Origin of the sequence: Sphingobium soli (genome assembly GCF_020782245.1) — a bacterium.
Classification (GTDB): domain Bacteria; phylum Pseudomonadota; class Alphaproteobacteria; order Sphingomonadales; family Sphingomonadaceae; genus Sphingobium; species Sphingobium soli.
Window position 1 is genome coordinate 87071 of sequence record NZ_JAJGNP010000005.1, and the last position, 24902, is coordinate 111972.

Genomic DNA, 24902 nt, shown 5'->3' on the forward strand with positions numbered 1-24902 from the left:
TGCAAACTAGGGAATATGCGCACTGAATACCAGTGCGGGCCGTCATCACGGGTTAACGAAGTGAATAGTGCCCACGCTGCCGCCACAGCCCATGGCGCCATCGGGGCGATAGGTCTGTTCATACTTCGCTCGCGACATCAGCGCCACGCCATTGGGGCTGAACACGATCGGCGGATAAGCGGCAATCACCCGCGCATTCAGCACTTTGCCGTCGGCCGACACATCATGCTGAACCCGCGTCCAGCCCTCGATGCCCAGACGCACCATGTCGGTGGGATAGTCGTTGCTGGATACATTGACCCCACGAAGCATGGGCTGCGCATCGACGATAGAACATTGCTGTTCGGTCAGCCCGGTCGCCTGGTAATCCGCCCGCGCCCCGGCAAAATCTTTTGCCGCTGCCCGTACCGAAGCCCGCCGCATCAACGCCGCAACCCGCAGGGGATCATCCTGCGCCAACCGTGAATCGGCGATGATGCCATCCAGTATCGCCGGGTCCCGTCGCCGGCGCCGCGATTGCGGCCGGTCGTAGTTCAGCAATTGGGCACGCGCATAAGCGGCCGGATCAGCGGCATAGGCACTGGCGTCCAGTTCATCAGAGCCGGTCCTGCGCGACAGCCAATCCGCCCACAACCGGACCGGTGCCGGTGCGCCCGCCGCGTCCAGCAAGGATCGCAGTTGCGCCTTGTACGCCTCCGCCGTGGCGCCGGTGACCAGCGGATTTTCCAGCAGGTCCGACAGCAGCATGGCCTGCGCCAACGGATTGGTCGCGCCTGCGCGTCGCCGTTCAAGTTCGGCCACCAGCATCGCGCGCCGCTGCGCTTCCGATCCGGCGTCGGCCAGATAGGGCTGGACACCCCGGCTCTCGACCCAGTCGCGAAACGCCGCGCGCGCGCCGTCGGCCAGCGACGGTCCGCCTTCGCTGGTCGAACAACGCAGTTCCAGGCGCGTCACCAATCGGAACAGCCACGGAATTTGCGCGACCTCTTCTGGACGCCAGGTCCAGTTCTGCACCGCGCGCGCAAACGTCAGCGGCATGGCGCCAGGACGCGAGCCATATATCGGCCGGGCGTAGCTGACGGTCCCGTCATCGGCGATGCCGAACTCGACCACCGCCATATCGTCGGGCTTGATGCCGTCCTCGCCGCAGATGGGCAAAGCCATGTCCGCGCCAAGACCGAAGTCCTGTTTCTCCATTCGACCCGCGCCGGTGTAGAGCAGATATTGCTGCGCCTTGTCCCGGTGCCCGGCCAGCAGCGCGGCGATCGAGGCGTTGGATCGCGCGACCAGATCGTCATAATTGACCTTGCGCGACAAGCCGCCTTCGGCCGCGACCGTCCTGGCGAACGCCTGCTCCGCCTCGGCAAAACGCCCCAGATTAAGGAGCGGCTGCCCGCGCATGGACGCGGCATAGCCGGCGACCGATTTGTCGCCCTTGGCGCTTTGCTCGATCAGCGCCGCTGCGGCATCGGCATCGGCCAGCGCGCGGTTCGCATCGATGAACGTTCCGGCCTGGGCCTTGCCCAGCAGGCTGGCGATGCGTTCGGACGGGTCGATCGCGACCGCCAGCGAGCGATCATAATAATCGAATGCCGCTTCGTAGTCGAGGTCGTGCAATTCCAGCCGCCCCAACGTACGAAGGGCTTGTCCACGATCGATATCCAGGCTGCGGTCATCCATCGGCAGAGCCGCCAGCGCCTGTTCCAGCAGCGGCCGTGCCTCCTTCCAGCGGCGCAGCTCGCTCAGCGCCATGCCCCGGCGCAGTCGCACGATGGCCAGGCTGCGCGGATTCTTGACCCGCTGCTCCAGGGTCGCCAGCATCGCGGCGGCGGCGGCATGATCGCCCTTGCCCGTGGCAGCGGCGGCGGCATCGAAAATTTGCTGCACGCTTTGCGTCGGCTGCTCCTGCGCCTGCGCCGTCCCGGCCGCCAGCACGCACGCCAGCGCCCAACCCCATAGCTTCATCGCCACCCCCGTTTGGTCCATGGCCCATGCAGCATGAAAAGACAGGAAAATCAAATGCCAGAGGGCCTGTAAGCCGGGTTCTGTCCACCTTCTTGCGAAGGATGGGCGACCATTCCTCTAGGGAACGGATTGCTCCGTTCCTCCAGCAACCAACCCGGGCGGTCTCGGCCGAAATCTGCCTAGCAGCATGACGCTGCGCGCCGCCCCTATTCGGTCTTGCTTCCGGTGGGGTTTACCGTGCCGTCTTGCGTTGCCGCAGACGCGGTGCGCTCTTACCGCACCCTTTCAATTTCGCTGGGCCTAGGCCTTAGCGACCTGCTTTCTGTTGCACTGTCCCTTGGATCGCTCCAGCCGGCCGTTAGCCGGCACCGTCATTTCGTGAAGCCCGGACTTTCCTCGCCGTGGAAGTTACCCGCCACGCCGCGGCCGCCCGGCCCTCTGGCGTCCAGCGCCCTAGCGCGCTTTTCCTGCTCCGTCACCTGGCTATTCGTCACCGCGCGGCTTTGGCAGCAACAGCGCCAGCAAAATCGCCCGGCATTCGCCATCGATCACCCCGTCGATCAGCTCGGGGCGGAACCGGCGTTGAAAGGCGATGACCGCGGCTTGCGGCTCGGCGATGTCATAGCCGAACCGCTCCAGCGCCAGCAGAAAGGCGCTGTCGGTCCAGAGTGGGTCCATCAAATTGCGGGTCGGACGCGGCAGGGCCAGGCGCAGCCGCGCCAACTGCCCCCAGGGGAAGAGTTCGCCGGGGTCCTGCTTGCGCGCCGGGGCGACATCGCTATGCCCGACAATGTTGCCGCGGGTGATGCCATGGCGCTGAACGATGTCGTGGATCAACGGAATAAGCGCGCCGATCTGCGCCTGCGGAAAGGGCCGATAGCCCCATTCATGGCCCGGATTGACGATCTCTATGCCGATGCTGGCGGAATTGACGTCGTTGATGCCGCGCCAATGCGACCGGCCAGCATGCCAGGCGCGCTTTGCCTCATCGACCATGCGGATGATCTGCCCGTCTTCGCACACGACATAATGCGCCGATACTTTCGATTCAGGGCTGGCGAGCCAGGCGACCGCGCTCTGCGCGTCCCGCATACCGGTATAATGCAGCACCAGCATCGACACCGGCGACGTGCGCTCGTCGAAATTGGGCGACGGCGTCTCGATCATCGGCACATCGGTCATCGGGAAAGGCCAGTCACGTCCACAATTTGCTCATCGCGCCCTTCCGGCCGGTCGAACGGAAATTCGCCCGCGCCGACCATGACGCAGTCCTGCGATGCAATCAAGTGTGGCCGGCAGTGCGCCCGGGGAATCAGCCCGCGCGCCGCATCCTGGCGACATGCTGCGCGGTCACGGCCGTCTGGCGCGCATAGCCGCCGCGAAAATCGCCATGGGCGATGAAATCGTCCCCCTGCCCGATGACCGTTTCGCCGGCGCCCAGCAGCAGCACGGATCCGGAATGGCTGTGGCGGCCCAGCAGCGTCAGAACCGTCTTGCGCCGTTCAGGCGTGAAATAGAGGAGGACATTGCGGCACAGCAGCAGGTCATATTCCCCGGTCGGTTCGCGCGGGTCGAACAGATTATCCTGACGGAAACTGATCATCCGCCGCAATTCCGGGCTGGCCCGCCAGTCATCGCCATGCGGTTCGAACCATTTGACCAGATCGCCGATCGCCAGCCCGCGCTGCACATCCATCTGCGAATAGATGCCCGACGTGGCCTGCTCGATCGCGCGGCCGGAAATATCGGTCGCCAGTATCTCGATCTGCCATCCATTCCAGCGCGACCAGCCATTGCGCAACTGGATCGCCAGCGAATAGGCTTCCTGACCCGTCGAACAGCCGGCGCTCCAGATCCGCAGCACGCGGTTGGCGCGCGTTTCATGCAGATGCGGCAATATCTGGGTTTGCAGCATATCGAACAGTTGAAGGTCGCGGAAGAAGCTGCTTTCATTATTGAGCAGCGCCTCCACCACGGCCTTTTCCAGCATGACATCGGCCTTGCGCAACAGCCGCGCCGTCAATGCGTCAATATCCGCCAGCCCATGATCGCGGAGCACCGGACGCAGTGCCGTTTCCATCCGCCAGGCGCGCCCTTCCGACAGCGTCTGCCCCGTTCGGGACTCCAGCAAGGCGGTCAGGATGCGCGACGCGCCCTGTTGCGTATCGGCCCCACCCATCGTCATCAAGCCACTACCTTTCCGCGACGTGCTACGAACGCCATCATTTCTCCGGGCGCCATCATCGCGCAGGTCAGGCCTTCGCCAGCGACGGATCCCGGCATGCCCCACACGACGCTGCTCGCCTCATCCTGCGCCACGACCCATCCGCCGGCGGCAACGATATCGCGCGCGCCCACCGTTCCGTCGCGCCCCATGCCGGTAAGCACTATCCCCGCCGCGCCCGCGCCAAAGGCCTGAGCCATGCTGGCGAACATCGGATCGACGCCCGGCAGATTGCCCGCAGGCGTGCGTTCAGGATTCAACTGGATGGTGACGCGCCCGTGCAACCCTTTCCGCAATTGCAGATTGGCGTCGCCCGGCGCGACGTAAATAGTGTCCGGCGCGAGTAGATCGCCGGTTTCGGCAACCTTGACGCGCAGGCTGGTCATCCGCGCCAGTTGCTGCGCGAAATAGACAGTGAAGCTCAAGGGCAAATGCTGCGTCAGCAGGATTGGCACGCCCAGCGGTGCGTCCAGCCCGTCCAGCAACTGGCTCAGTGCATGGATGCCGCCAGTCGACGCCCCGATTCCCAGACAGGCGAGTGGCTGGGTCGCATTCTGGCTGGCCGGGTACGCAGGGGGCTTTGATGCAGGCGGCGGCATATCCTGCGCGTCATCATCGAAAAGGCGGTTCAGCCGTTCGACCAGCGCATGGGGGAATTGCTCGCCAAAGCTCCCGCTTCCGGGCTTCGACAAAATATCGCTCGCGCCCAGCGCCAGCGCCTCAACCGCCGCCGCGCTGCCTTCCTCGCACTTGCCCGACAGGATTGCGACCTTGACGCCAGCGCCTGCCTGCAAAATCGCGGGCAGCGCCGCCAGGCCGCTCTGGCCAGGCAATTCGATGTCCAGCAGGATCAGGTCGACGCTATTTTCCGACAGGAAAGCAAGCGCCTGCTCGGCGCTGCTGCTCTTGTTGACCACGACGAACCGGTCATTGCCGTTCAGGATGCGCTCTATCACCGTGCGCACGACGACCGAATCATCGACGACCAGCGTGCGGATCGGCTTCGACACATGGCTGGGACTGGTCATGATCGGCGCACTGGGCATCGCGAAACTTCCTGAACGAATGACGAAAGTGAAACCGGGCTCCTTCGAAACGGCATCAGGACCGCGTTGCTAGATGATCCCCACGATCGACAATTTGCTTTCCAACGTTTCCCGATCGAACGGCTTCATCACATATTCGTCGGCCCCGGCATCCACCGCTGCCTTGATGTGGCTGATGCCGTTTTCCGTGGTGCAAAAAATGATCTTGGGCCGAGCGGTCATCTTGGCGCTGGACAGGGCCTGGAGGAATTCCATACCGCTCATGATCGGCATGTTCCAGTCGAGCAACACGACGTCTGGCGCAGCGGCTTCGCACTGGGTCAGCGCATCCTGGCCGTCCACCGCTTCGCTGACAGACAGATCGAGCGATTCCAATATATGACGGGCCACCTTGCGGATAACCTTCGAATCGTCGACGACGAGGCAGTTTTTCATGGAGCGTCCCTTTGATACGTGCATCCCGTTGACCGGGATTTAGTCAGCAAAAGCGAGTATTTGGTAAATATTCGCAAAAAGCTTGTTGCCTGCGCGACGTCAGGCCGCCTGCGCGGCCGATGCCCCATCGATGAATGCGGGTAATGATACCAGCAGCCACGGGTGGCCGTCATACTCCACGACCGCGCTGGCATAGGGCGACCAGGATCGGTCAAGCTGCCCCCGCAACGGCGCCGCCCCTTCGGGCACGCGGCATATGTCCAATACGCTGTCCAGCATCAGCCCATAGCTGTGGCCGCTGATATCGGCGATGATCGCCAGCCCGCGCCGGTCGGACGGCGTCGGCAGCCCGTGCACGATCGCAGCGACGTCGACGATGGTGAGCACCCGGCTGCGCAATGCCGACAAGCCCGCGACATGCGCGCCCATGCCGGGCACCGGGGAAATATCGGTCAATTTCACCACAGCCTCGACTTCGCTGGCTTCCACCGCGACGCGCGTGCCGGCCAGGATCGCGAACAGATAGAGATTGTCCATGCCCCTTACCCCTGCCTTCCGCCGATAGCCGCCATCAGCGCATCCTGGTCGTAGCGATAGATGCTGCCGTCCTGCGGCCCCGCCGCGCGCGGCGAGGCGCGCAGCTGCACGACGCGGCAGCCCAGCATCTCACCGGCCTGCGCCGTATCCGGGCCATTGCACAATATGATGTCGCGCGGGTCGACCGGCGCTTCGGCCGGCAGGCCCAGGGTCACGTCATGGCCAGCCTGCCGCAGCAGGGGCGCCAATATCTCCCGTGTCCACCCGTCCTCGCTTTCCACCAGGATGCAGCGTCCCTGACGCGCCGGATCAGGCCGCTCCTGCGGCAGGGACGCGAACAACGCAAAGGGGCTCAGCACCTCCAGATGCTCGCCATCGATGACGGATACGCCGCTCAGCAAGCCGTGCAGGGCAACCATGTCGGGCACCAGTGGCATCTGCACGATGTCCAGCACCGCAGCCACCGGATAGCAGGTTTCCTGCTCGCCGTCGCGCAGCCGCAGCGCGCAGACCTTGTCCCCGGCAAATGTGCTATAGCCATTCACGACCGTGATCAGTCGCCCGTCGAGCCGGACGAAAGCCTGGCCGCCGGATCGTCCGAACAGGCTTGTGTCGATATCCTCGACTCGCTCGATCAGCGACAATTTGAGCAGGCGGCGCTCCCCTGACAATTCCTCGAAGCGCAACGCGGCCACCATCTCGACGCCGGCGGCTTCGCTTTCCTCTTCCTGCCTACGCGCAGCATCATCCTCGACGACGTCAGGCAGGCGCGCCACGCTGGCCAGACCGGCCGCATCCAGCAGCAGCATCGGCCGGCCATTGTCCGGCAGGGTCATGCCGGCATAGACGCCGCTCGCCATCACCAGGGGAGACGCGGGGCGAATCACCAGTTCCTCGTGATTGTCCACGGCGGCGACGCCCAGGGCAAACGGCATGCCAGTGCTCGACCGCACCACCATGATCGCCCGCGGCACGCGCTGCGGCTCCTTTTCCATCCCCAACACCGCTTCGAGATCCACCATCGAATGGCGCACGGCGCGGATCGTCGCGATCTTGGCGCCGCCGACTTCGCTGATCTGAAGCATGTCGTTATTGTCATGCAGGATTTCGACCACGGCCGCGCGGGGGATCGCGAAATGCTGGCCCCCTGCGCGCACGATCAGACCTGGAATGATGGTGAGCGTCAGCGGCACGCGCAGCGTGATGCACAACCCCTGACCCGGATGATTCTCCAGCGAAATGAGACCGCCGATCCGTTCGACATTGGCGCGGACAACGTCCATGCCGACGCCCCGCCCGGAAATCGCCGTCACCTGCTGGGCGGTCGACAGCCCGGCCATGAAGATGAGGTCGAGCTTTTCCTGCTCGGTCATCCGCGCGGCGGCATCGGCCGTCAGTCGACCTGCGGCAATGGCCTTATCCACCAGCCTGCCCGTGTCGATCCCCGCGCCATCATCGCTGATCATGATGACGATCTGGTTGCCCGACTGGCGCGCTTCGACGCGCAGACGTCCAGCCTCCGGCTTGCCGGCCGCGCGGCGGCGTTCGGGCGTCTCAATGCCATGGTCGATGCTGTTGCGCACGATATGGGTGAGCGGGTCGACGACCATCTCCACCATCTCGCGATCCATTTCGACATCGCCGCCTTCGAGCGTCAGGTCGATGCGTTTGCCAAGGTCCCGTCCCAGGTCGCGAACCATGCGCGGGATCGCGGCGAACAGACGATCGACGCGTTGCATTCGCGTCTTGGAGATGACGTCGCGCATGTCGGCGACGCAGGTCGACAGGCGTTCAAACACGGTATCCAGCTCGGCGTCGTTGCTCCGCTCCCGCAATTTGCGCGACATTTCGTTGCGCGCCAGCACCATGTCGGACACGCCGTTCATCAGTTGGTCGATCAGGCTCAAGGGCAGGCGAATGGTGCGCGGAGCCGCCTGCGACGCTTGGGCGCGCGCGACGGAAGCTGGCGCAGCCGCGCCTTGAGCGGCATCGGCGGCCGGGGCTTCGAGAGCGCCGGCATCGGGCCGCGCATGCAGCGCCGCGATCAGATAATCGTCATTTTCATTGGGCAAAGCGGCCCCCATGGCGACCGCCTCTGTCAATTCGCCGATCCTGTCCATCAGGCCAAGGACCGCGCTCACCGTCGCCGGATCGGGCTGCCGTTCGCCCGCGCGGATGTCGGCCAGCACATCTTCGGCCGCGTGGCTCAATCGCTCGAACCTGGGCAGGTTGAGGAAGCCGCAGCTGCCCTTGACCGTATGGAAAAAGCGGAAGATCGCGTCCAGCCGGTCGCGATCCGATGGATCAGCCTCCCAGGCGACGACCTCACCCGCCAGAGCCTCCAGCGTCTCCTGCGTTTCTGAAATGAATTCCTGAAGTAGTTCGTCCATGCCCCTGGCCCTGATGGCTGCGCGCCAGGGCACCATGGCGGGGCGTGGTTAAGGCTGCGTTAAAACCGCGACGACACGAAAAAGGGCGCCACGGCAAGCCGCAGCGCCCCTTCGAAACTCGATCGGGCAGCGATTACTGCTGCTTTTCCACCGCGTCCTCGGCTTCGTCGCCGGCTTCACGCGTGGCGTCGGCCTTGTTCTCCAGACGATCGGCTGCATTTTCAGCCGCCATTTCAGCGTTGCCCGACAGGTTGTCGGCCATGGCTTCCATATTGTCAGCCTGGTTGTCGAGCGCATCCGCCTGATTTTCGTAAGCATTCTCGACCTGGTTTTCCTTGGCGGAATCGCACGCGGCGAGCGCGACAAGGCTGGCAAGGCCAAGGACAGTGACGAAGGTTTTCACGGCGTTATTCTCCTGTTGTGCCCCCGGGGGCTGACGTCTCTGGGCAAGGCGTCAGGCTGCCATGGCAACCCCTCACCCTGACGGCGATCAACCGGTCGCATGCCGGATGGTTCCCGCCGCCAACTCGTTTCGTCGCATAAACGATTATTTTTTCAAGGAGTCGCGGATCTCGCGCAGCAAAATAATATCTTCGGGCGTGGGCGGCGGCGGCGCGGCTTCCTGCTTTGCCTCTTCCTTGTGCGTCAGGCGATTGACGGCCTTGACCATCAGGAAGATGATGAAGGCCAGGATCAGGAAATTGACCAGCACGGTCAGAAATTCGCCCCAGCCGAACATGGCAATGCCCGCCGCCTTCAGGTCGGCATAGCTGGCCGGATTGCCCTTGAAGCTTTCCGGGATGGGCCCCAATCGCACGAAATAGCGCGAAAAATCCGCTCCGCCAAAGACATAGCCGACGACCGGCATGATCAGATCGTCGGTCAGTGACTTGGTGATGGTGGCGAACGCGCCGCCGATGATCACGCCGACCGCCAGGTCCATGACGTTGCCGCGATTGATGAAGGTCTTGAATTCGGACATCAGCCCCATGTGCATATCCCTTTGCAGTGACGATGATGAAGTGAGGATGGCCCGTTGCGCCGCGCAGGACAACGTCCTATTTCCACGATCGAAACAAAGCCGAGGATGTTCCATGTCGCTGCTGCGCCGCCTTTCTTCCGTCCTGCTGCCGATTTTCGGTGCGCTGGCCCTTTCCGCCTGCGGCATCAACAGCGTGCCCACAGCGGAGGAGGAAGCGAAAGCGAAATGGGCCGACGTGCAGGCGCAATATCAGCGCCGCGCCAATCTGGTCGGCAATCTCGTCGCTACGGTGAAGGCGGCGGGCAAGCAGGAACAGGATACGCTGGTCCGTGTAACGGAGGCGCGCGCCAAGGCGACGTCGGTGCAGGTCAATGCGGAAGATCTGTCCGATCCCGCCAAGGTCGCCCAGTTCCAGGCCGCGCAGGCGCAACTGAGCCAGGGCCTGGGGCGCCTGCTCGCGAGCGTCGAGGCCTATCCCGATCTCAAGACCAATGAGAATTTCCTGCAATTGCAGTCGCAACTCGAGGGCACCGAAAATCGCATCGCCGTCGCCATCCGCGACTATAATGGCGCGGTTCAGGCCTATAATACGCGCATCCGCACCTTCCCCGACGCGATCGGCGCGAAGCTGATCCACGGCGCCAAGCCCATGACACCGTTCGAAGCGACCACGCCGGGCGCGGAAGAAGCGCCCAAGGTCGATTTCGGCAACTGACCAGGACGTGCATTTCGCCCCGCACAGCCCCACGCCCCTGCACCCTTTCGGCCTGAGCCTGTCGGAGGTTCGTCCTTTTGCTGCGGATCGGCGGGTCCAGGTGCATGCGCTGTTCCTGCTCCTCGCTGTCCTTCTGCTCGCTCTGGCATCTGCGGCGCAGGCGCAGACCTTCCCCAAATTCGATGACAAGGGCGTGGTCGACGCCGCCAATATCCTGACGCCGCAGCAGGAACAGGCGCTGAGCCAGAAACTGATCGCGCAGAAACAGGCCAGCGGCCGATCTCTGGTCGTGGCGACCATTCCTGATCTTCAGGGCTATGACATCGCCGACTATGGCTATCGCCTGGGCCGTGCCTGGGGCATTGGCGACAAGGACAGCAATGGCGCACTGCTGATCGTTGCGCCGGCCGAGCGCAAGCTGCGGATCGAGGTCGGCTATGGCCTTGAAGGCATCCTGACCGACGCGCTATCCTCGCAGATCATCCGCACCGTCATCGCCCCGCGTTTCAAGGCCGGCGACATGGCCGGCGGCATCGACGCGGGCGTCGATGCCATAACCACGCTGCTCGCGCTCCCCCCCGATCAGGCGCGGGCGCAGGCGGCCAAGGCGGAAGCAGCCGCGCGCGACGGCAAGGACAGCGGGGGCGGGATCATCGGTTTCTGGATCATCCTGTTCGTCGTCTTCTTCATCCTGCTGCCGATGCTGTCGCGGGCGCGCGGCGGTCGGCGTTATCGACGTGGCGGCAGCGCGCCCGTCGTCATCTGGGGCCCGGGGCTCGGGTCCGGCTGGGGGTCGGGCTCGGGCGGTTCGGGTTGGGGCAGCGGCGGTAGCGGAGGCTGGGGCGGCGGCGGCTTTTCGGGCGGCGGCAGCTTCGGCGGCGGCGGCGCGTCGGGGGACTGGTGATGCAGCTTCATCTGACCCAGGCCGACCATGCGCTCGTGTCCGCCGCCGTGGCGGAGGCGGAGGCCCATACCTCTGGTGAGATCGTCACCATCGTCGCCCGCCGGTCCGACAGCTATCATGACGTGGGTTTGAGCTGGGCGGCGGCGGCGGTGTTCATCGCCCTGGCGCTGATGGCCGCCTTTCCCGCCCAGCTGCGCGCCTTCCTGTCGATGCTGCTGCTCGATTGGGAGCATGAACTGGCGGACTGGAAGCTGCTGACGGGGCTGCTCGGCCTGCTGATCCTTAAGTTCCTTATCGTGCGGTATCTTCTGGCGATCATGCCGCTGCGGATGCTGGTGACGCCCAAAGCGACCAAGGCCCGCCGCGTGCGCCGCCGCGCGATCCTCCTCTTCCGGACCGCCGCCGAAGCGCGCACGCGCGGCCGCACCGGCGTGCTCCTCTATATCAGCCTGGACGAACATCGCGCCGAACTGGTGGCCGACCGGGCCATCAACGAAAAAGTGTCGCCCGATGCGTGGGGCGATGCCATGGCGACGCTGGTCGATGCGCTGCGGCAGGATCGTGCCGGCGAAGGGCTGGCCGCGGCCGTGACCCAGGTCGGCGCCGTCCTTGCGCTCCATTTTCCGCGCGCGACCGATGATATCAACGAACTTCCCGACAGGCTGATCGAACTATGACCGACCCGGACCGCGACCTGCCCGAAGAGATCATGTGGGCGGGCCGCTTCATCACAGCCAAGACGCGCGGAAAATGGGAATATGTCTCCCGCGCGCGCGGCATCCATGCTGCCGTCATCCTGGCGATCGACGAAGCCCCTGACGGGCGGCACGTCCTACTGGTCGACCAATATCGCGTGCCGCTAGCCCGCCGCTGCATCGAATTGCCCGCGGGCCTTGTCGGCGATGAACAGGCCGGCGAGGAGGCGAGCCTGGCCGCCGCGCGCGAACTGGAGGAAGAAACCGGCTATCGCCCCGAACGGCTGGAACGGCTGGGCGACTTCAGCGCCTCGCCGGGCATGGTGTCCGAAGGTTTCACTCTGTTCCGCGCCCATGGCCTCACCAAGACCGGCGCGGGCGGCGGCGTCGCCGAAGAGGACATTCTCGTTCATCGCGTGCCGCTCGACCGCATCGCCGATCATGTCGCCGACTGGCGCGCACAGGGCTATGCGATGGACGTGAAGCTGCTGCTGCTTCTGGGAGCCGGCATGGTCGCGTGAGGACGCGCCCTCACGGCACCCGATACCAGTCCGCCACCCGGTCCAACGCCAGAGTCAGCACCAGCTTGCCAGCGCGGCTGGGCCAGCAGAGCGCCTTTTCTGCCGCCGCCAGCCCTTCGCCCGCGCAAGCGACGCGCCAGAGAATGTCGGCCAGCCCCGGCCCCGCCGCCCGGATCGCGCCATCAAACCGTTCGCGCGCTGCCATTTGCGCCAGCGTGGGATCAGAGGGCCGGCTTGGCCCTCGCCGCCCGCTATCCCGCGCCGCCGCGTCCCAGCGCATCGTGACCCGCGCACCCAGCCCCGCCCGCTCCCAGTCGTTTCGCAACATATCGCCCGCAATGAAATGCCGCTCGCTCAGCCGCCCGCGCGACCGCAGCCAGGCGAGCGGCGATTCGCCCATATGCACCAGCACCGATTGGCGAACCCCCTCAGGATCCTCGATCATCTGTTGGACATGGCTGGCCATCGACATCTCCCTCGCTTCGGACTTCAAGGCGATTGGACTTGCCATGGGGGATAATCTGTAGGAAAGGGGAAACCAAATAGGTTATACGGAACATTGCCATGATCACCCGCATCCGTGAAGTCCGCAAGGCGAAGGGACTGACGCTCGAACAGGTGGGCGCGCTCTGCGATCCGCCGACCACGGCGCAGACCATCGGGCGGCTGGAAACCGGCACCCGCACGGTTTCGGTCAATTGGCTGAACCGCATCGCTCTGGCGCTGGGCGTTACCAGCGCCGAACTGGTCGCGCTGCCGGGCCACAGCGAAATCGCCGTGGCGGCATTGCTGGGCCCCGACGGCGTGCGCGCCCCGACCCGGCCCCTCGCTTTCCCCCCGCCCATCGCGTCCGATGGCATGGTCGGCGTGCATGTCGGCGCCAGCATCGGCGATTATCGCGCCGGCGACGCGATCTGGTGTCGCCGCATCGCCCCTGCGGACTATGGCGCTGCGCTCAACCGCGACATATTGCTGCCGCGCCCGGCGGGCCGTTTCCTGTTCGGTCGCCTGATCGGGCGCGAAGGCGACCGGTTGCAGCTCCTCCCGCTTGGTTCCGGCACGCGCCAGCTGGTCGTCACCGATCCGCCCTGGGCGGCGGTTGCCGAACAGCTCGTCCGACGTCTCTAGCCAATTGGTCGCTCCGCGCTTAACCATGTATCAAAGCTGTGCATCCAAAGAGGGGTCATGACACTCAACGTCCTTACGCTCTCGACCCTCTTTCCGGACATGAGCCGCCCCAATTTCGGCGTCTTCGTCGAACGCCAGGCGCGCGAGCTGGCCAGCCGCCCGCAAGCGGACGTGACCGTCATCGCGCCGGTGGGCATCCCAATCTGGCCCTTTTCGCTCGCCCCCGGCTATGCCGCATTGCGCGCACTGCCGCGCAAGGAGCGCTGGCGCGAAGTCACCGTCTATCGCCCGGTCTTCCGCACCATCCCGAAAATTGGCGGCCGCACCAATGTCGGCGCGATGACGCGCGCCATCCTGCCGCTGGTGCGCCGCCTGCACGCACAGCGTCCCTTCGACGTCATCGACGCCAGCTTCTTCTTTCCCGACGGCCCGGTCGCCCGTCGCCTGTCAAAGGCGCTGGGCATCCCCTATTCGGTCAAGGCGCGCGGCGCGGACATTCATCATTGGGGCACGCAGCCCGCGACGCGCAAGCTGGTGCGCCAGGCGGCTGATGACGCGGCCGGCCTGCTCGCCGTATCTGACGCAATGCGCCGGTCGATGGCGCGCATGGGCATCGATGCCGACAAAATCCGCGTCCATTATACCGGGGTCGATCTCGACACGTTCGAACTCACCGATCGGCAGGCGGCGAAGGCTGCGCTGGATTTCAACGGCCCTGTCGTGCTGAGCGTCGGCGCGCTGATCCCGCGCAAGGGGCAAGACCTGCTGGTGCGCGCATTGCCGCATTTGCCCGACGTGACGCTGCTGCTCGCGGGCCAGGGTCAATATCGCCGCACGCTCGAAACGCTGGCGCAGGAATTGGGTGTCGAGCGGCGGATCGGATTTCTGGGTTCAGTCCCCCACCACAAGCTGCCCCGCATTTTCGCAGCGGCGGACGTAATGGCGCTGGTGTCCGAATCAGAAGGCCTGGCCAATGCCTGGGTCGAATCGCTTGCTTGCGGCACGCCCATCGTCATCAGCGATGTGGGCGGCGCGCGCGAATTGCTCGACCGAGCGGAAGCGGGCCGGATCGTGGAGCGCGATCCCGAAGCCATTGCCGCCGCCATCCGCGCGATCCTGGACAATCCACCGGCGCAGGCCGCCGTCCGCGAATCCGCGCTGCGCTTTACCTGGCAGGCCAATGGCGACGCGCTGCTCGCGCATCTTCATTCCATCGCCGCGTCCGACGACAGCTGAAGCGGCAATAATCGCGCCCGCCCGTCGGGCGTCGGGAACCGCCCGTCATCGAACGGCACCTCGCCCCAGCGCCAGGGCGTGAGTTCGGCATAGGCCGGGTTGGAAATAGGCGCATGCCGCTTGAGATTCAGCACCCGTTCGCCGATGTTGCCATAAGCGGTCAACCGCACATGCTCGCGGTAAATATCCGCCGGCCGCTCATAGTGAAAGGCGTCGCCCCACCCCATCGCCTGCGCGATCCGGGTCAGCATCCACCAGCCGGATCGCACCTCGCCCGGCAGGTCGAACAGACGGCGCTGCCGGCTCACCAGCCGATCAAGCGCGGTCATCGTCCCGTCCTGCTCTATCCCGACCGGAGCTGGCAGCAGCGCGGTCCACCCGTCCGCCACCGCGTCCGCGTACGTGCTGGCGCGGATCGACAGGGCGACGCCCGACCGCGCCTGCGCCAGCCAGTCCATAGCGCCTGCTTCGTCGCCAATGCTGATCAGCGCGCGCACAGCCCCGTCGCGGATCGCCTGCAACAGCGCCTCGCCCTCCAGCCCAGGTGCCTGCGCCATGGTGCGCGCGCCCCAGAAACGTTGCGCATCGACAATGCTGTCGGGCGTAAAATCCCGATGCGCCGCCAAAGTGTCGGCCAGGCACCCAACCTCGCGCGCGCCCATCCCATTCGCCGCCCGCCCCAGCGCGAACGGCCCCGCGCCCGGCCGGGCGATCCGCCCTGTCACCAGATGCAGGTTCAGGATCGCAGTGGAGATCGCCGCATCCTCTGCGCTGAACAGCGACAAGGCGCGATCCTGCGATGCCCACAGATCATAGAAATCGCGCACACCTTGCGGCGACAGCCCGCATGTCCGCGCTACCGACCAGATGTCATGGCCCGGGCGCAGCGATTGCCAGAAATCGGGCGGGGCCAGTGCGGGCGGGCGCCCATCCGCCTGACCCATGCCGGCATCATGGACATGCAGCAGCAATCCGCGCAGCAAGGGCGCGATGGCCTTTTGCGCCACGGGCAAGTGCAGATCCACGTCCAGCCCGTCCCCGTCCCCGGCCGGCGCGACGAGCACGAGGCGCGCGCCGCTTTCCGCTCGCATGGCCTGCACCCGGTCGAATAGCACGGGATGATCCGTCACCAGTGCGTCACCGATCATCAGGATCAGGCCTGCGCTGCCGATATCCTCAAAACTCGCCGGCATGACGTCCTCGCCAAAGGCCGCGCGGTGCAACCGATCGATCGCGCCGCGCCAGGGCGCATGGATATGCGCGGACCCGAAAAAGCCCTTCATCAGCTTGTTGGCGACATAATAATCCTCGGTCGGCATCCCGCCACCGACATGCAGCACCACGCTGCCCGGACCATGGCGCGACAACACCGCCGCCAGCCGCCGCGCCAGCAGCGCGATCGTCCGCTCCCAGCCCTGCCTGCGTCCCTCCACCAGCGGATGGAGCAATCGCCCGTCGAGCGCGCAGCCATCGCGCAGCCGTTTCGCCTTCGCGCACAGCAATCCGCCATTGGCCGGATGCGCCGAATCACCCTCCAGGTGCAGGCGGCGTTCCTCGCCGGTCACGGCGCGAATACCGCAGCCCACGGCACATTCCCCACACAGGCTTCGCACAATGGCCATGGTCAGGCGATATCGCTGCGGCGAACGGTCATGGCCCGGGTCCTAGCCGATGCCGCGCCCGGACAAAAGTGGAGGCGCCTGCCTTGCTTTCGGACCCCGCATCGACACAGTGCACGCATGTCGATTCCCTTGCTCCGTATCCTCGCGCTTCTCGCGCTGCTGCTCGCCCCCCTGTCGCCCGCCGCCGCGCAGGAGCGCGGGCCGTTGCTACTGGCCGCCGCGAGCATGCAGGAGGCGATGACCGCTGCGGCTGATGCCTGGGCCGCACGCGGCCATCCGCGCCCCGTCCTCTCCTTTGCAGGGTCCTCCGCGCTCGCACGGCAGATTCGCGCCGGAGCCCCCGCCGACCTGTTCCTGTCCGCCGACGAAGACTGGATGGACGATGTGGAAAAGGCCGGCTTCGTGAAGCGCGGCACGCGCGCGGACCTTGCCGGCAACCGGCTGGTCCTGGTCCGCCCGGCCGACAGGCGCGTGTCGCTGCGTATCGGCCGCAACATGGCGATCGCGCGCGCTTTGGGCCGTGGCCGCCTTGCCATGGCCAATCCCGACAGCGTGCCGGCGGGCAAATATGGCAAGGCGGCGCTGACCGCGCTCGGCGTCTGGCCCTCGGTCGCAGCCAAAGTCGCGCGTGCCGACAATGTCCGCGCCGCGCTGGCGCTGGTCGAACGCGGCGCGACACCGCTCGGCATCGTCTACGCTACCGACGCGCGCGCCGGCAATGGCGTGGCGATCGTCGGCACCTTCCCGCCGAGCAGCCATCCGCCGATCCGCTATCCGCTTGCCCGCCTGACCGGCAGCCGCCACCACGATGCGGAGGGATTCCGCCGCTTTCTCCTGTCCTCGGCTGGCCGCGCGATTCTGGCGCGTTATGGGTTCAGCGCGCCGTAAGCCTTATTTCTGGCAGGCGATGATGGCGGCGATCACCGCCAGCGTTTCCTGCGGGTCGCGCACGCGCACCGTGTCCAGGCCCAGTTGCTTGGCCGGATAGTCATTGCCACCCGGAAAGATGGCGTCGCCGATGAACATCATCGCGTCCAGCGCGATCCCGCTGGCATCGCGCAATTTGCGCAGGCCATAGGCCTTGTCCACGCCCTCGCGCGTGATGTCGATGGACGTCGCGCCGCCCATGTTGATCGACAGGCCGGGGAGGCGCTGACGCAGATCGGCCTGAATGAGCTTGCGCTTGGCGAAATCGGGGTCCCACGATTCCTTGGCGTGGATGGGCGCCTGCTGGCCCAGCGCGGAAAAGGTGATCTGGCTGCCCCGGTCCTCGATCCTCTCGCCCCAAGTCTGCTCGGGCATGAACCCAGTCGCGGCCAACGCCGCGTCGAACGCCGCCAATATCTTCGCTTTCTGCGCGGCATCGAACAATTCGGCATAGACGGCCGACCAGCCATCCGCGCCATATGTATACAGCTTGGTCCCCGTCGTCGGCATCAGCCACAAGCGCGAGCGGTCCGTGCGCGCCGGCAGACGGCTCGCCACCTGCTTGTCGAATTGCGGCCAGTCGCCGCCCGAAATGACCGCAACATGCGCGACGGTCAGCAGGTCGGCCAGCGCCTCGGCCATATCCGATTCCAGCGGCTGCTTGCTCAGCGCCAGGGTTCCATCAAGGTCGAAGGCAATCAGTGATTTCATGGCGCTGTCCCATCCATGCGGGCGTGTCGTCGCCCGGCGCGCTACACCAGCGCGCCGATGCAGTGCAACCGCGCTAACTATAGTTGCGCTTGCTTGACGCGCGAACGGCAATCGCCCAACCACCGGCGATGGATTTTTCCCTGTCACCGCAGGACTGGACGGTCATCGGCCTGTCGTTGAAGGTCAGCCTGGTCGCGGTAGCGGTCATGTTGCCGATTGCCTTCGCACTCGCCTGGATATTGGCGCGCTGGCGCTTTCCGGGCAAGCTGCTGCTTGACGCGCTGGTGCATCTGCCTCTGGTCGTGCCGCCGGTCGTCACCGGCTGGCTGCTGTTGCTGCTGTTCGGCATCAACGGTCCGATCGGCAGCCGGCTCGACCAATGGTTCGGCGTCACCTTGTTGTTTCGCTGGACCGGGGCGGCGCTGGCCGCTGCTATCATGGCGATGCCGCTGATGGTGCGCGCGATGCGCTTGTCGATCGAATCGGTCGATCGGAGGCTGGAACAGGCGGCGCAGACGCTGGGCGCTTCGCCGCTGCGCCGCTTCCTGTCCATTTCGCTGCCGCTATCCTTGCCGGGCATCTTTGCCGGCGCGATGCTGGGCTTCGCGCGTTCGATCGGGGAATTCGGTGCGACTATCACCTTCGTATCCGACATTCCCGGCGAAACCCGCACCTTGCCCATCGCCATCTATGCGGCGCTTCAGGTGCCCGGCGCCGAAGCCGCCGTGAGCCGCTTTGCGATCATTTCCGTGCTGCTGTCGTTGGGCGCGCTTTTGATCTCGGAACTGCTCGCCCGCCGCGCGACGCAGGGACGCATGCCCCATGTCCTTTGACCTGCGCCTGCGCCGCCGCCTAGGCGACCGCACCATCGCGCTCGACTACATCGCCGACGCGCGCCTGATCGCGCTGACCGGCCCATCGGGCGTTGGCAAGACCAGCATCCTCAACATGGTTGCCGGCCTGCTCGCCCCCGATGAAGGCCATATCCGCATCGATGGCGAAACGCTGTTCGACAGCGCGAGCGGCATCGACCGGCCAGCCGCAGACCGCCATGCCGGCTACCTGTTTCAGGACCTGCGCCTGTTTCCGCATATGCGCGTGGATCGAAACCTGCGCTACGGTCGCCGTCCGGGCGGCGCGCTGTCGGAAGAGGACGTGCTGGCTTTTCTGGGCATCGGCCACCTGCTCCACCGCATGCCGTCCACTCTGTCGGGTGGCGAAGCGCAGCGCGTCGCCATCGGCCGCGCCCTCCTCTCCGCCCCCCGCTTCCTGCTGATGGACGAACCGCTGACGGGGGTCGATCGCGCTCGCCGCGCGGAAATATTGCACCTGATCGAACGCGTGCGCGACGAATTGCGCCTGCCCATTCTCTATGTGACGCATGATCTGCGCGAAGCGGAACGGCTGGCCGATCGCATCGTCGAAATGCCCGAAGGATGAGGTCGCCAGCACAAAAACACCGTGACAGCGCCCATTTTGCCCGCCATCAGGATCGCGATCACAGCAGAAAGCCGTCACACTGAGCCCTCCGACCGACAATCAGAGCAAGTCGCCTCCAAAAGACGCCGACATCGAAAGACGGTTGCGCGCTCTAGAGCGAATGATGGGTGAAAGCCTGGGACGACTAGATCGCATTCAGCACGGCCTGGAACTGCTCGTAGCCGAAACTTTTGCACGAAGGCTGGACCATGCTTCCGAGCCTGATTCCGCCATACAATGGTCGACCGCCGGCTTCCCTGTCATTCCCAGAAATCTGCCAATTTACTTTGCCAAGCCGACGAAGGGTGGCCAACCTGATCCGGATGTCTACCTGGCCGACTGTTGGCATGAGCGCGAAGCTTGGGGTGTATGGGGACGTGACGCCCTCCACGCGCTGCGTTTCGCCTTGGACAGATGGCGCGGCGGCTATGTGACAGTCAGCATGGCCCTTCGCGCCTTTCAACCGATCGGGAAAACACGGCCCCACGTCGATTTTACCGCCAATGGCTATTTTCTGGGGAGCCACCAATTGGGATCTGTGGAGCAGGTGATCAAACTTCGCTTGCCCCCCTCATGCATCGGCAACGGTGACGTTGTCTTGCAGATGGTGCACGAAGCGCCCCTCTCTCCCCTATCCTTCGGTACGGCCAATGATGGCCGCCAATTGGGCGTCGGTTTGGCGATGCTTGCGGTCGGGTGATATTCGCCCGAACGCCGATAGCATGATTGCGAATAGCGCGACTTTGCGGCAAGTGCGAAGTCCGGTCGACATATATATACCGCTTGGACGAAGCGGATCTTCATATCATCCCTGCGTCCATCGGCGGCGCGCGGATCAGCTAGGGAGCGAAAGAGAAGGCACATGGCCAATCTGATCATTACCGGGGGCGCAGGCTTTATCGGCGCGAATTTCGTCCGCCACTGGCGCAAGGTGTCGCCCAATGACGGGATCGTCGTGCTCGACGCCCTGACCTATGCGGGCAACCCCGCCAACATTGCAGACGTACCGGACGTTTCCCTGGTCGAAGGCGACATCTGCGACACCGCGCTTGTGTCGCAACTCATTGCCGATCACGATGTCGACACCATCGTCCACTTTGCCGCCGAAAGCCATGTCGACCGTTCGATCACGGGCCCCGACGCCTTCGTCACCACCAATGTCATCGGCACCCACAGCCTCCTGAAAGCCGCCAAGGCCGCCTGGCTCGACAAGGGCACCGGCCGGCCCCACCGTTTCCATCATGTCTCGACCGACGAAGTCTATGGCACGCTGGAACTCGATGATCCCGCGTTCAGCGAATCCACGCCTTATGCTCCCAATTCGCCTTATTCCGCATCGAAGGCGGGGTCGGACCATCTGGTGCGCGCCTATCACCACACCTATGGCCTGGAAACGACGACCAGCAATTGCTCGAACAATTATGGTCCCTACCAGTTTCCCGAAAAGCTGATCCCGCTCTTCACGCTCAATGCGCTGTCGGGCAAGAATCTGCCCATCTATGGCGACGGCATGAATATCCGCGACTGGCTGCATGTCGAAGATCATTGCATCGGCATCGAACTGATCATGCGCAAGGGCCGGATCGGAGAGACCTATAATGTCGGCGGCGGGCAGGAACTGCCCAATATCGAGGTTATCAAGGAAATCTGTCGCGGCGTTGACGAAGCCTTTGCGCGCAATCCCGCACTCGCGTCGGTATTTCCCGATGCGCCGGCCGCCCACGGCCGCCCGTCGGCCGAACTCATGACCTATGTGCAGGACCGCAAGGGCCATGATCGCCGCTACGCGATCGACGAAACGAAGATCCGCAGCGAACTGGGCTATGAACCTTCGCGCGATTTCCCACAGGGCTTTGCCGATACGCTCAACTGGTTCCTGGACAATCAGGACTGGTGGCGTCCTCTGGTGGCGCGCGCCGCCCTGGCTGGCTGATCCTTCAATCGCCGGGCAGGCCACGCAGGACCATCGATGACGCTCGATATCATTCTTCCCATTTATCGAAACGTCGACATGGTCCGGGCCTGCCTGGACTCCCTTGTCCGGAATCTCGACGAGATCCGCGATCACAGTCCCCGCCTGATCGCGATCAACGATTCGCCCGATGATCAGGCGATCGATGCCTATCTGCGTCAATGTCATGCCGAAGGCCTGATCGACGTCCACATCCGCAATCCCGAAAACCTCGGCTTCGTACGGAGCGTCAACAAAGGATTGGCGATGGCGCGCCGCGACCGGCGTGCTGCCCTGCTCGTCAACAGCGACACGCTGACCTATCCCGGCACATTGTCGGAAATGCTGGCCGTGCTGCATGCCGACCCGCAGATCGGCTTCGTCTGCCCGCGCTCCAACAATGCCGCGCTAGCGACCTTTCCGCCCGCGCCGCATAATCTGTCGGGCATCGCGACGACGCCGGAAATCTGCCATATCGCCTGGGAATCGGTACACCGGCACCTTCCCCGCTACAGCTTCGCGCCGACCGCCGTCGGCTTCTATCTGCTCATTTCAGGGCAGGTGGTCGCCAATTTCGGCTATCTCGATGAGGATTTCGGCGTTGGCTATGAGGAGGAAAATGACCTCGTCATGCGGGCGGGCAAGGTCGGCTTTCGCGCCGTGCTCGCCAATCACGCCTTCGCTTATCATGCCGGTTCAGCCTCCTTCAAGCTGCACGACATTGACTATAAGGGCCAGCAACAGGCCAATCTGCGCATGATCGATGCGCGCCATCCTGAATTCCTGCCCCTGGTCTGGGCGCATGAAGCATCGGCTGAATATCGCGCGATCGCCCAGATGGCGAACCTTGTGCCGACTGTCGACAGCAAGCTCAAAATCGCACTCAATCTGCTCAGCGTCGGCCATCATCACAATGGCACCAACGAACTCATCATGAACTTCGTCCGCTGGTTTGATCGCCAGCCGCAGGACGGGTTCGAACTGCATATTATCTGCAAACGGTCCGTCGCAGAATTCCATGGCATCGACCGCCTGGACCATGTGCGGCTGCGTACCGATGTGACGCCGGGCTATGCCGTGTCGATCTTCTTTGGCCAGCCCTTCGAACTCGACCAGATCAGCGTCATGGAGCATCTCGCCCCGGTCAATATCTATGGCATGCTCGACGTCATTGCGCTCGACTGCGGCAATCTGCGCGCGGACAATGACGTGCAAACCCTCTGGTCCTATGTGGCGCGCAACGCCAACGGCCTCTTCTTCATCAGCCGGTTTTCGCAAGAAACATTCCGGCATCGCTTTCCCCGGCGCTTTGGCGCGCAGGTCCATACCCGCCTTCTGCCTACCCGCCCCTCGGCCTACGCGGCGCGCTATGAAGGACTGGAACTGCGCCGCGACCATGCGCTGGTGCTCGGCAATCATTTCGCGCACAAGGCATCAAGCGCATCTGCCCGTATCCTAGGCGAAGCCATCCCCAGCCTGTCGGTCCTTGTCATGGGCAAGGGCGGCGATGACATGCCCTCCAACGTGCGCCAACTTCACGCCGGCGTCATTCCCGACGTCGAGATGAACGAGATTTTCGCGTCCAGCAGCGTCATCATCCTGCCTTCTTATTATGAGGGCTTCGGCCTGTCGGTGATGCACGCGCTGGCGCTCGGCAAGCCGGTGGTCGCCCGCGACATCCCTGCCACGCGCGAAATCCTCGCGACCTTCAGCGCGGTGGAGGGCGTCTTTCTCTATTTCAACGACAGCGACCTGCCCGACGCCGTGCGCCAGGCCGTCGAATGCGAACAGGCGCGCGTGGTGGAACAGGACGGGGCTGACTGGGACGACTGGTCGCGCGACCTCTTCGCCTTCGCCACCGGCTTGCTCGACCGGTCCGACATTTGCGACCAATTGATCGCCCGGATTGAAGATGGCGACATGCTCCGCCGCCACAGCGCAGCCAAGGACGGCACGGCGCCTTCTGGCGCAAGTGGCGGTCCGGTCGCGCTCAATCTCGCGCCGGCCGCGACGGTCGATCTGCCGGCCATTCTTGCGCTCGACGGCGACGCCTTCATTGAGGCCTTCTATATCCAGATACTGGGCCGTCGTGCCGATCCCGCCGGCCTCGACCATCATCGCGCCCTCATCGCCAACGGCATGACCAAGGAAGACATGCTGCGCGCCATCATGGAATCGCCCGAGTTCAAGGACCGTCGCGCGACCATCACCGTGATCGGCGCCGACCGCCTCGACAAGAAAGCCAAACGGCGACGCAAGCTGCTGTCGCTGGGCTGAAGCCGTCGCGATTGGGCGCGCCTGCACCAGCCCAAACAAAGCACTTGACCACCCGCCTGCCGCCGCCTATCTGCGGCCTCCCGAGCGGGAAACCGCTTACGATCGGTGCCCGATCGTCTAAAGGTAAGACTACGGACTCTGACTCCGTCAATTGAGGTTCGAATCCTCATCGGGCATCCAAATTTTCCTCCTCCTGACATCCAGGCGCTTGGCTGCGATATCCATGCGCCCACGCCGTCCCGCTGGCGGCCGTCAGGCCGCTGAGCGCGCGACCGGGCGGGTTTCTGACACATCGGCAAAGGACGCAACGACGCTTCCCGCCGCAATCTTCCGTTCGGCCCTGCGAACGGGCATGACGAGAAGGTCGAAATAGGAGCGCGGCGGCCGCACATCCTCGAGCCCCAGTGCAGGATGTTCGTCCGGCGCAGGAAAATGGGCGGTGCCGAACAGTTGATCCCAGATCGAAAAGACGGGCGCGAAATTCTTGTCGAAATGCCGCGTCTCGACACTGTGATGGATGCGGTGGAACCTGTTATCGACCAGCAGCCAGCGCAACGGCCCGACATGAAGCCGGGTCGACGCATGGATGAAGAAATTCCAGAAAGCGACCATGACCACCGCCAATGCCGGCACGGCGACGCCTTTCAGTCCCAGCAGGCTGAAGGGCAGAATCTTGAAGAAGAATTGGCAGATCAACTGCACCGGGTGCGCATAGGTATGGGCTGCATGTAGCTGCGTGGGCGCATGATGCACGGCGTGGAACGACCACAAGAAGCGGTGTTCGAACCGGTGTTCCCAATAATTACAAAAGTCCCAGAGCAGGATAAGCGTCGCCAGCAGCAACCAGTCGGGCATCCACCGCAGGTCGATCAGGATCGGGCATTCGATGAAGCGCCAGAAGGCGTGAAAGGGCGGCACGATGAACGCGGCCGACACCGGCAGCGCCAGGACGAAGAGAGCGCCTGGCAGCCGCTCGCGCAAGCTGAGTTCCTCGCTCGGGAACAGCATCTCCACCAGCACGCACAGGCACAATGCGAGCAGGAATGGCACGGCCATCCACAGGCTCGCTGCAAGAATGAGTCCCAGGTCAATCCATGACAACGCCATGGTTCCGCCCTATCCGCCAGACATGTAGATGGCGTTAACCCGCCCGGAGC

At 64.5% G+C, this 24902-nt stretch carries 25 protein-coding genes, 1 tRNA gene and 1 other RNA gene; 13 read left to right on the top strand and 14 right to left on the bottom strand.

The genetic code is table 11. The features are described 5' to 3' along the window. Positions 1-45: 45 nt before the first annotated feature. The 10 genes from LL253_RS08540 to mscL all read right to left on the bottom strand — a co-directional run bounded on the left by LL253_RS08540 (position 46) and on the right by mscL (position 9588). Positions 46-1986 carry a hypothetical protein gene (locus LL253_RS08540; protein WP_228226914.1) on the bottom strand — a complete coding sequence of 647 codons (1941 nt, stop codon included), beginning with the start codon at positions 1984-1986 and terminating at the stop codon, positions 46-48. Positions 1987-2018: 32 nt separating this feature from the next. Continuing rightward, an RNA gene (gene rnpB / locus LL253_RS08545) (RNase P RNA component class A) lies at positions 2019-2407 on the bottom strand. Between the two features lie 41 nt (positions 2408-2448). Further along, positions 2449-3147, bottom strand: coding sequence for an N-acetylmuramoyl-L-alanine amidase (locus LL253_RS08550; RefSeq protein ID WP_228226915.1), 699 nt, complete (start codon positions 3145-3147; stop codon positions 2449-2451). Between the two features lie 130 nt (positions 3148-3277). Beyond that, positions 3278-4150 carry a CheR family methyltransferase gene (locus tag LL253_RS08555; protein ID WP_228226916.1) on the bottom strand — a complete coding sequence of 291 codons (873 nt, stop codon included), beginning with the start codon at positions 4148-4150 and terminating at the stop codon, positions 3278-3280. Then, positions 4150-5235 (bottom strand): chemotaxis protein CheB, encoded by a 1086-nt coding sequence (locus tag LL253_RS08560; protein WP_300111940.1) that lies wholly within the window; start codon positions 5233-5235, stop codon positions 4150-4152. The genes LL253_RS08555 and LL253_RS08560 overlap by 1 nt, the downstream gene beginning before the upstream one ends. A gap of 69 nt (positions 5236-5304) precedes the next feature. Then, a complete protein-coding gene (locus tag LL253_RS08565; protein ID WP_009820910.1) occupies positions 5305-5670 on the bottom strand; it encodes a response regulator in 366 nt (121 codons plus the stop codon). A gap of 99 nt (positions 5671-5769) precedes the next feature. Next, positions 5770-6207, bottom strand: a complete 438-nt coding sequence (locus LL253_RS08570; RefSeq protein WP_228226918.1) for a chemotaxis protein CheW — start codon at positions 6205-6207, stop codon at positions 5770-5772. A 5-nt stretch (positions 6208-6212) separates the two neighbouring features. After that, positions 6213-8597, bottom strand: a complete 2385-nt coding sequence (locus LL253_RS08575) for a chemotaxis protein CheA (RefSeq protein WP_228226919.1) — start codon at positions 8595-8597, stop codon at positions 6213-6215. A 133-nt stretch (positions 8598-8730) separates the two neighbouring features. Then, on the bottom strand, positions 8731-9000 hold the full coding sequence (locus LL253_RS08580; protein ID WP_009820907.1) for a hypothetical protein: 270 nt from the start codon (positions 8998-9000) through the stop codon (positions 8731-8733). A 144-nt stretch (positions 9001-9144) separates the two neighbouring features. Further along, entirely contained in the window at positions 9145-9588 is a 444-nt protein-coding gene (mscL, locus tag LL253_RS08585) for a large conductance mechanosensitive channel protein MscL (protein ID WP_009820906.1), read from the bottom strand. Positions 9589-9691: 103 nt separating this feature from the next. On the opposite strand from mscL, the gene LL253_RS08590 reads away from it, so the two are divergent. Genes LL253_RS08590 through LL253_RS08605 form a run of 4 tightly spaced genes read left to right on the top strand, consistent with a single transcriptional unit; the run spans position 9692 to position 12414 of the window. Further along, entirely contained in the window at positions 9692-10294 is a 603-nt protein-coding gene (locus LL253_RS08590) for a LemA family protein (protein WP_009820905.1), read from the top strand. A gap of 58 nt (positions 10295-10352) precedes the next feature. After that, complete coding sequence (locus LL253_RS08595) at positions 10353-11198, top strand: TPM domain-containing protein (protein WP_228227015.1); 846 nt, start codon at positions 10353-10355, stop codon at positions 11196-11198. Beyond that, positions 11198-11875 (top strand): TPM domain-containing protein, encoded by a 678-nt coding sequence (locus LL253_RS08600; protein WP_228226920.1) that lies wholly within the window; start codon positions 11198-11200, stop codon positions 11873-11875. The genes LL253_RS08595 and LL253_RS08600 overlap by 1 nt, the downstream gene beginning before the upstream one ends. Further along, positions 11872-12414 (top strand): NUDIX hydrolase, encoded by a 543-nt coding sequence (locus LL253_RS08605; RefSeq protein ID WP_228226921.1) that lies wholly within the window; start codon positions 11872-11874, stop codon positions 12412-12414. The genes LL253_RS08600 and LL253_RS08605 overlap by 4 nt, the downstream gene beginning before the upstream one ends. 10 nt (positions 12415-12424) lie before the next feature. Here the strand turns inward: LL253_RS08605 and LL253_RS08610 are convergent, their stop codons facing one another. Continuing rightward, entirely contained in the window at positions 12425-12880 is a 456-nt protein-coding gene (locus LL253_RS08610; protein WP_228226922.1) for a DUF6456 domain-containing protein, read from the bottom strand. 98 nt (positions 12881-12978) lie between these two features. Here LL253_RS08610 and LL253_RS08615 point away from each other — a divergent pair, with 98 nt between their 5' ends. Both LL253_RS08615 and LL253_RS08620 read left to right on the top strand, forming a co-directional pair. Beyond that, positions 12979-13542: a helix-turn-helix domain-containing protein gene (locus LL253_RS08615; protein ID WP_009820900.1), complete on the top strand. Its 564-nt coding sequence runs from the start codon at positions 12979-12981 to the stop codon at positions 13540-13542. A 57-nt stretch (positions 13543-13599) separates the two neighbouring features. Beyond that, positions 13600-14778 carry a glycosyltransferase gene (locus tag LL253_RS08620; RefSeq protein WP_228226923.1) on the top strand — a complete coding sequence of 393 codons (1179 nt, stop codon included), beginning with the start codon at positions 13600-13602 and terminating at the stop codon, positions 14776-14778. Here the strand turns inward: LL253_RS08620 and LL253_RS08625 are convergent. After that, a complete protein-coding gene (locus LL253_RS08625; protein WP_228226924.1) occupies positions 14748-16400 on the bottom strand; it encodes a molybdopterin-dependent oxidoreductase in 1653 nt (550 codons plus the stop codon). The two genes, LL253_RS08620 and LL253_RS08625, sit on opposite strands and share 31 nt — an antisense overlap. A 117-nt stretch (positions 16401-16517) precedes the next feature. Here LL253_RS08625 and modA point away from each other — a divergent pair, with 117 nt between their 5' ends. Further along, positions 16518-17288 (top strand): molybdate ABC transporter substrate-binding protein, encoded by a 771-nt coding sequence (gene modA / locus LL253_RS08630; RefSeq protein WP_228226925.1) that lies wholly within the window; start codon positions 16518-16520, stop codon positions 17286-17288. Between the two features lie 3 nt (positions 17289-17291). Here modA and LL253_RS08635 read toward each other — a convergent pair whose 3' ends face one another. Further along, entirely contained in the window at positions 17292-18038 is a 747-nt protein-coding gene (locus tag LL253_RS08635) for an HAD-IIB family hydrolase (protein ID WP_228226926.1), read from the bottom strand. A gap of 128 nt (positions 18039-18166) precedes the next feature. Here LL253_RS08635 and modB point away from each other — a divergent pair, with 128 nt between their 5' ends. From modB to LL253_RS08665, 6 genes are all read left to right on the top strand, one after another. Beyond that, a complete protein-coding gene (modB, locus tag LL253_RS08640; protein ID WP_228226927.1) occupies positions 18167-18871 on the top strand; it encodes a molybdate ABC transporter permease subunit in 705 nt (234 codons plus the stop codon). Next, positions 18861-19478, top strand: a complete 618-nt coding sequence (locus tag LL253_RS08645) for an ATP-binding cassette domain-containing protein (protein WP_228226928.1) — start codon at positions 18861-18863, stop codon at positions 19476-19478. The genes modB and LL253_RS08645 overlap by 11 nt, the downstream gene beginning before the upstream one ends. A gap of 160 nt (positions 19479-19638) precedes the next feature. Then, positions 19639-20217, top strand: a complete 579-nt coding sequence (locus LL253_RS08650; protein ID WP_228226929.1) for a hypothetical protein — start codon at positions 19639-19641, stop codon at positions 20215-20217. Positions 20218-20379: 162 nt separating this feature from the next. Next, positions 20380-21450 (top strand): dTDP-glucose 4,6-dehydratase, encoded by a 1071-nt coding sequence (gene rfbB / locus LL253_RS08655; protein WP_009820892.1) that lies wholly within the window; start codon positions 20380-20382, stop codon positions 21448-21450. 36 nt (positions 21451-21486) lie between these two features. Next, positions 21487-23745 carry a glycosyltransferase gene (locus LL253_RS08660; RefSeq protein WP_228226930.1) on the top strand — a complete coding sequence of 753 codons (2259 nt, stop codon included), beginning with the start codon at positions 21487-21489 and terminating at the stop codon, positions 23743-23745. Between the two features lie 106 nt (positions 23746-23851). Then, positions 23852-23925: transfer RNA gene (locus LL253_RS08665), tRNA-Gln, on the top strand. Between the two features lie 72 nt (positions 23926-23997). Here LL253_RS08665 and LL253_RS08670 read toward each other — a convergent pair. Further along, a complete protein-coding gene (locus tag LL253_RS08670) occupies positions 23998-24801 on the bottom strand; it encodes a sterol desaturase family protein (protein ID WP_228226931.1) in 804 nt (267 codons plus the stop codon). Between the last annotated feature and the right edge of the window lie 101 nt (positions 24802-24902).

What these genes read in the sequence shown, in the direction of transcription:
- rfbB (WP_009820892.1), top strand. Translation starts at nt 20,380, where the DNA reads ATGGCCAATCTGATCATTACCGGGGGCGCAGGCTTTATCGGCGCGAAT.
- mscL (WP_009820906.1), bottom strand. Translation starts at nt 9,588, where the DNA reads ATGGGGCTGATGTCCGAATTCAAGACCTTCATCAATCGCGGCAACGTC.
- LL253_RS08590 (WP_009820905.1), top strand. Translation starts at nt 9,692, where the DNA reads ATGTCGCTGCTGCGCCGCCTTTCTTCCGTCCTGCTGCCGATTTTCGGT.
- LL253_RS08540 (WP_228226914.1), bottom strand. Translation starts at nt 1,986, where the DNA reads ATGGACCAAACGGGGGTGGCGATGAAGCTATGGGGTTGGGCGCTGGCG.
- modB (WP_228226927.1), top strand. Translation starts at nt 18,167, where the DNA reads ATGGATTTTTCCCTGTCACCGCAGGACTGGACGGTCATCGGCCTGTCG.
- LL253_RS08650 (WP_228226929.1), top strand. Translation starts at nt 19,639, where the DNA reads ATGATGGGTGAAAGCCTGGGACGACTAGATCGCATTCAGCACGGCCTG.
- LL253_RS08565 (WP_009820910.1), bottom strand. Translation starts at nt 5,670, where the DNA reads ATGAAAAACTGCCTCGTCGTCGACGATTCGAAGGTTATCCGCAAGGTG.
- LL253_RS08625 (WP_228226924.1), bottom strand. Translation starts at nt 16,400, where the DNA reads ATGGCCATTGTGCGAAGCCTGTGTGGGGAATGTGCCGTGGGCTGCGGT.
- LL253_RS08560 (WP_300111940.1), bottom strand. Translation starts at nt 5,235, where the DNA reads ATGCCCAGTGCGCCGATCATGACCAGTCCCAGCCATGTGTCGAAGCCG.
- LL253_RS08605 (WP_228226921.1), top strand. Translation starts at nt 11,872, where the DNA reads ATGACCGACCCGGACCGCGACCTGCCCGAAGAGATCATGTGGGCGGGC.
- LL253_RS08575 (WP_228226919.1), bottom strand. Translation starts at nt 8,597, where the DNA reads ATGGACGAACTACTTCAGGAATTCATTTCAGAAACGCAGGAGACGCTG.
- LL253_RS08555 (WP_228226916.1), bottom strand. Translation starts at nt 4,150, where the DNA reads ATGACGATGGGTGGGGCCGATACGCAACAGGGCGCGTCGCGCATCCTG.
- LL253_RS08670 (WP_228226931.1), bottom strand. Translation starts at nt 24,801, where the DNA reads ATGGCCGTGCCATTCCTGCTCGCATTGTGCCTGTGCGTGCTGGTGGAG.
- LL253_RS08620 (WP_228226923.1), top strand. Translation starts at nt 13,600, where the DNA reads ATGACACTCAACGTCCTTACGCTCTCGACCCTCTTTCCGGACATGAGC.
- LL253_RS08635 (WP_228226926.1), bottom strand. Translation starts at nt 18,038, where the DNA reads ATGAAATCACTGATTGCCTTCGACCTTGATGGAACCCTGGCGCTGAGC.
- modA (WP_228226925.1), top strand. Translation starts at nt 16,518, where the DNA reads ATGTCGATTCCCTTGCTCCGTATCCTCGCGCTTCTCGCGCTGCTGCTC.
- LL253_RS08615 (WP_009820900.1), top strand. Translation starts at nt 12,979, where the DNA reads ATGATCACCCGCATCCGTGAAGTCCGCAAGGCGAAGGGACTGACGCTC.
- LL253_RS08660 (WP_228226930.1), top strand. Translation starts at nt 21,487, where the DNA reads ATGACGCTCGATATCATTCTTCCCATTTATCGAAACGTCGACATGGTC.
- LL253_RS08570 (WP_228226918.1), bottom strand. Translation starts at nt 6,207, where the DNA reads ATGGACAATCTCTATCTGTTCGCGATCCTGGCCGGCACGCGCGTCGCG.
- LL253_RS08610 (WP_228226922.1), bottom strand. Translation starts at nt 12,880, where the DNA reads ATGGCCAGCCATGTCCAACAGATGATCGAGGATCCTGAGGGGGTTCGC.
- LL253_RS08550 (WP_228226915.1), bottom strand. Translation starts at nt 3,147, where the DNA reads ATGACCGATGTGCCGATGATCGAGACGCCGTCGCCCAATTTCGACGAG.
- LL253_RS08645 (WP_228226928.1), top strand. Translation starts at nt 18,861, where the DNA reads ATGTCCTTTGACCTGCGCCTGCGCCGCCGCCTAGGCGACCGCACCATC.
- LL253_RS08600 (WP_228226920.1), top strand. Translation starts at nt 11,198, where the DNA reads ATGCAGCTTCATCTGACCCAGGCCGACCATGCGCTCGTGTCCGCCGCC.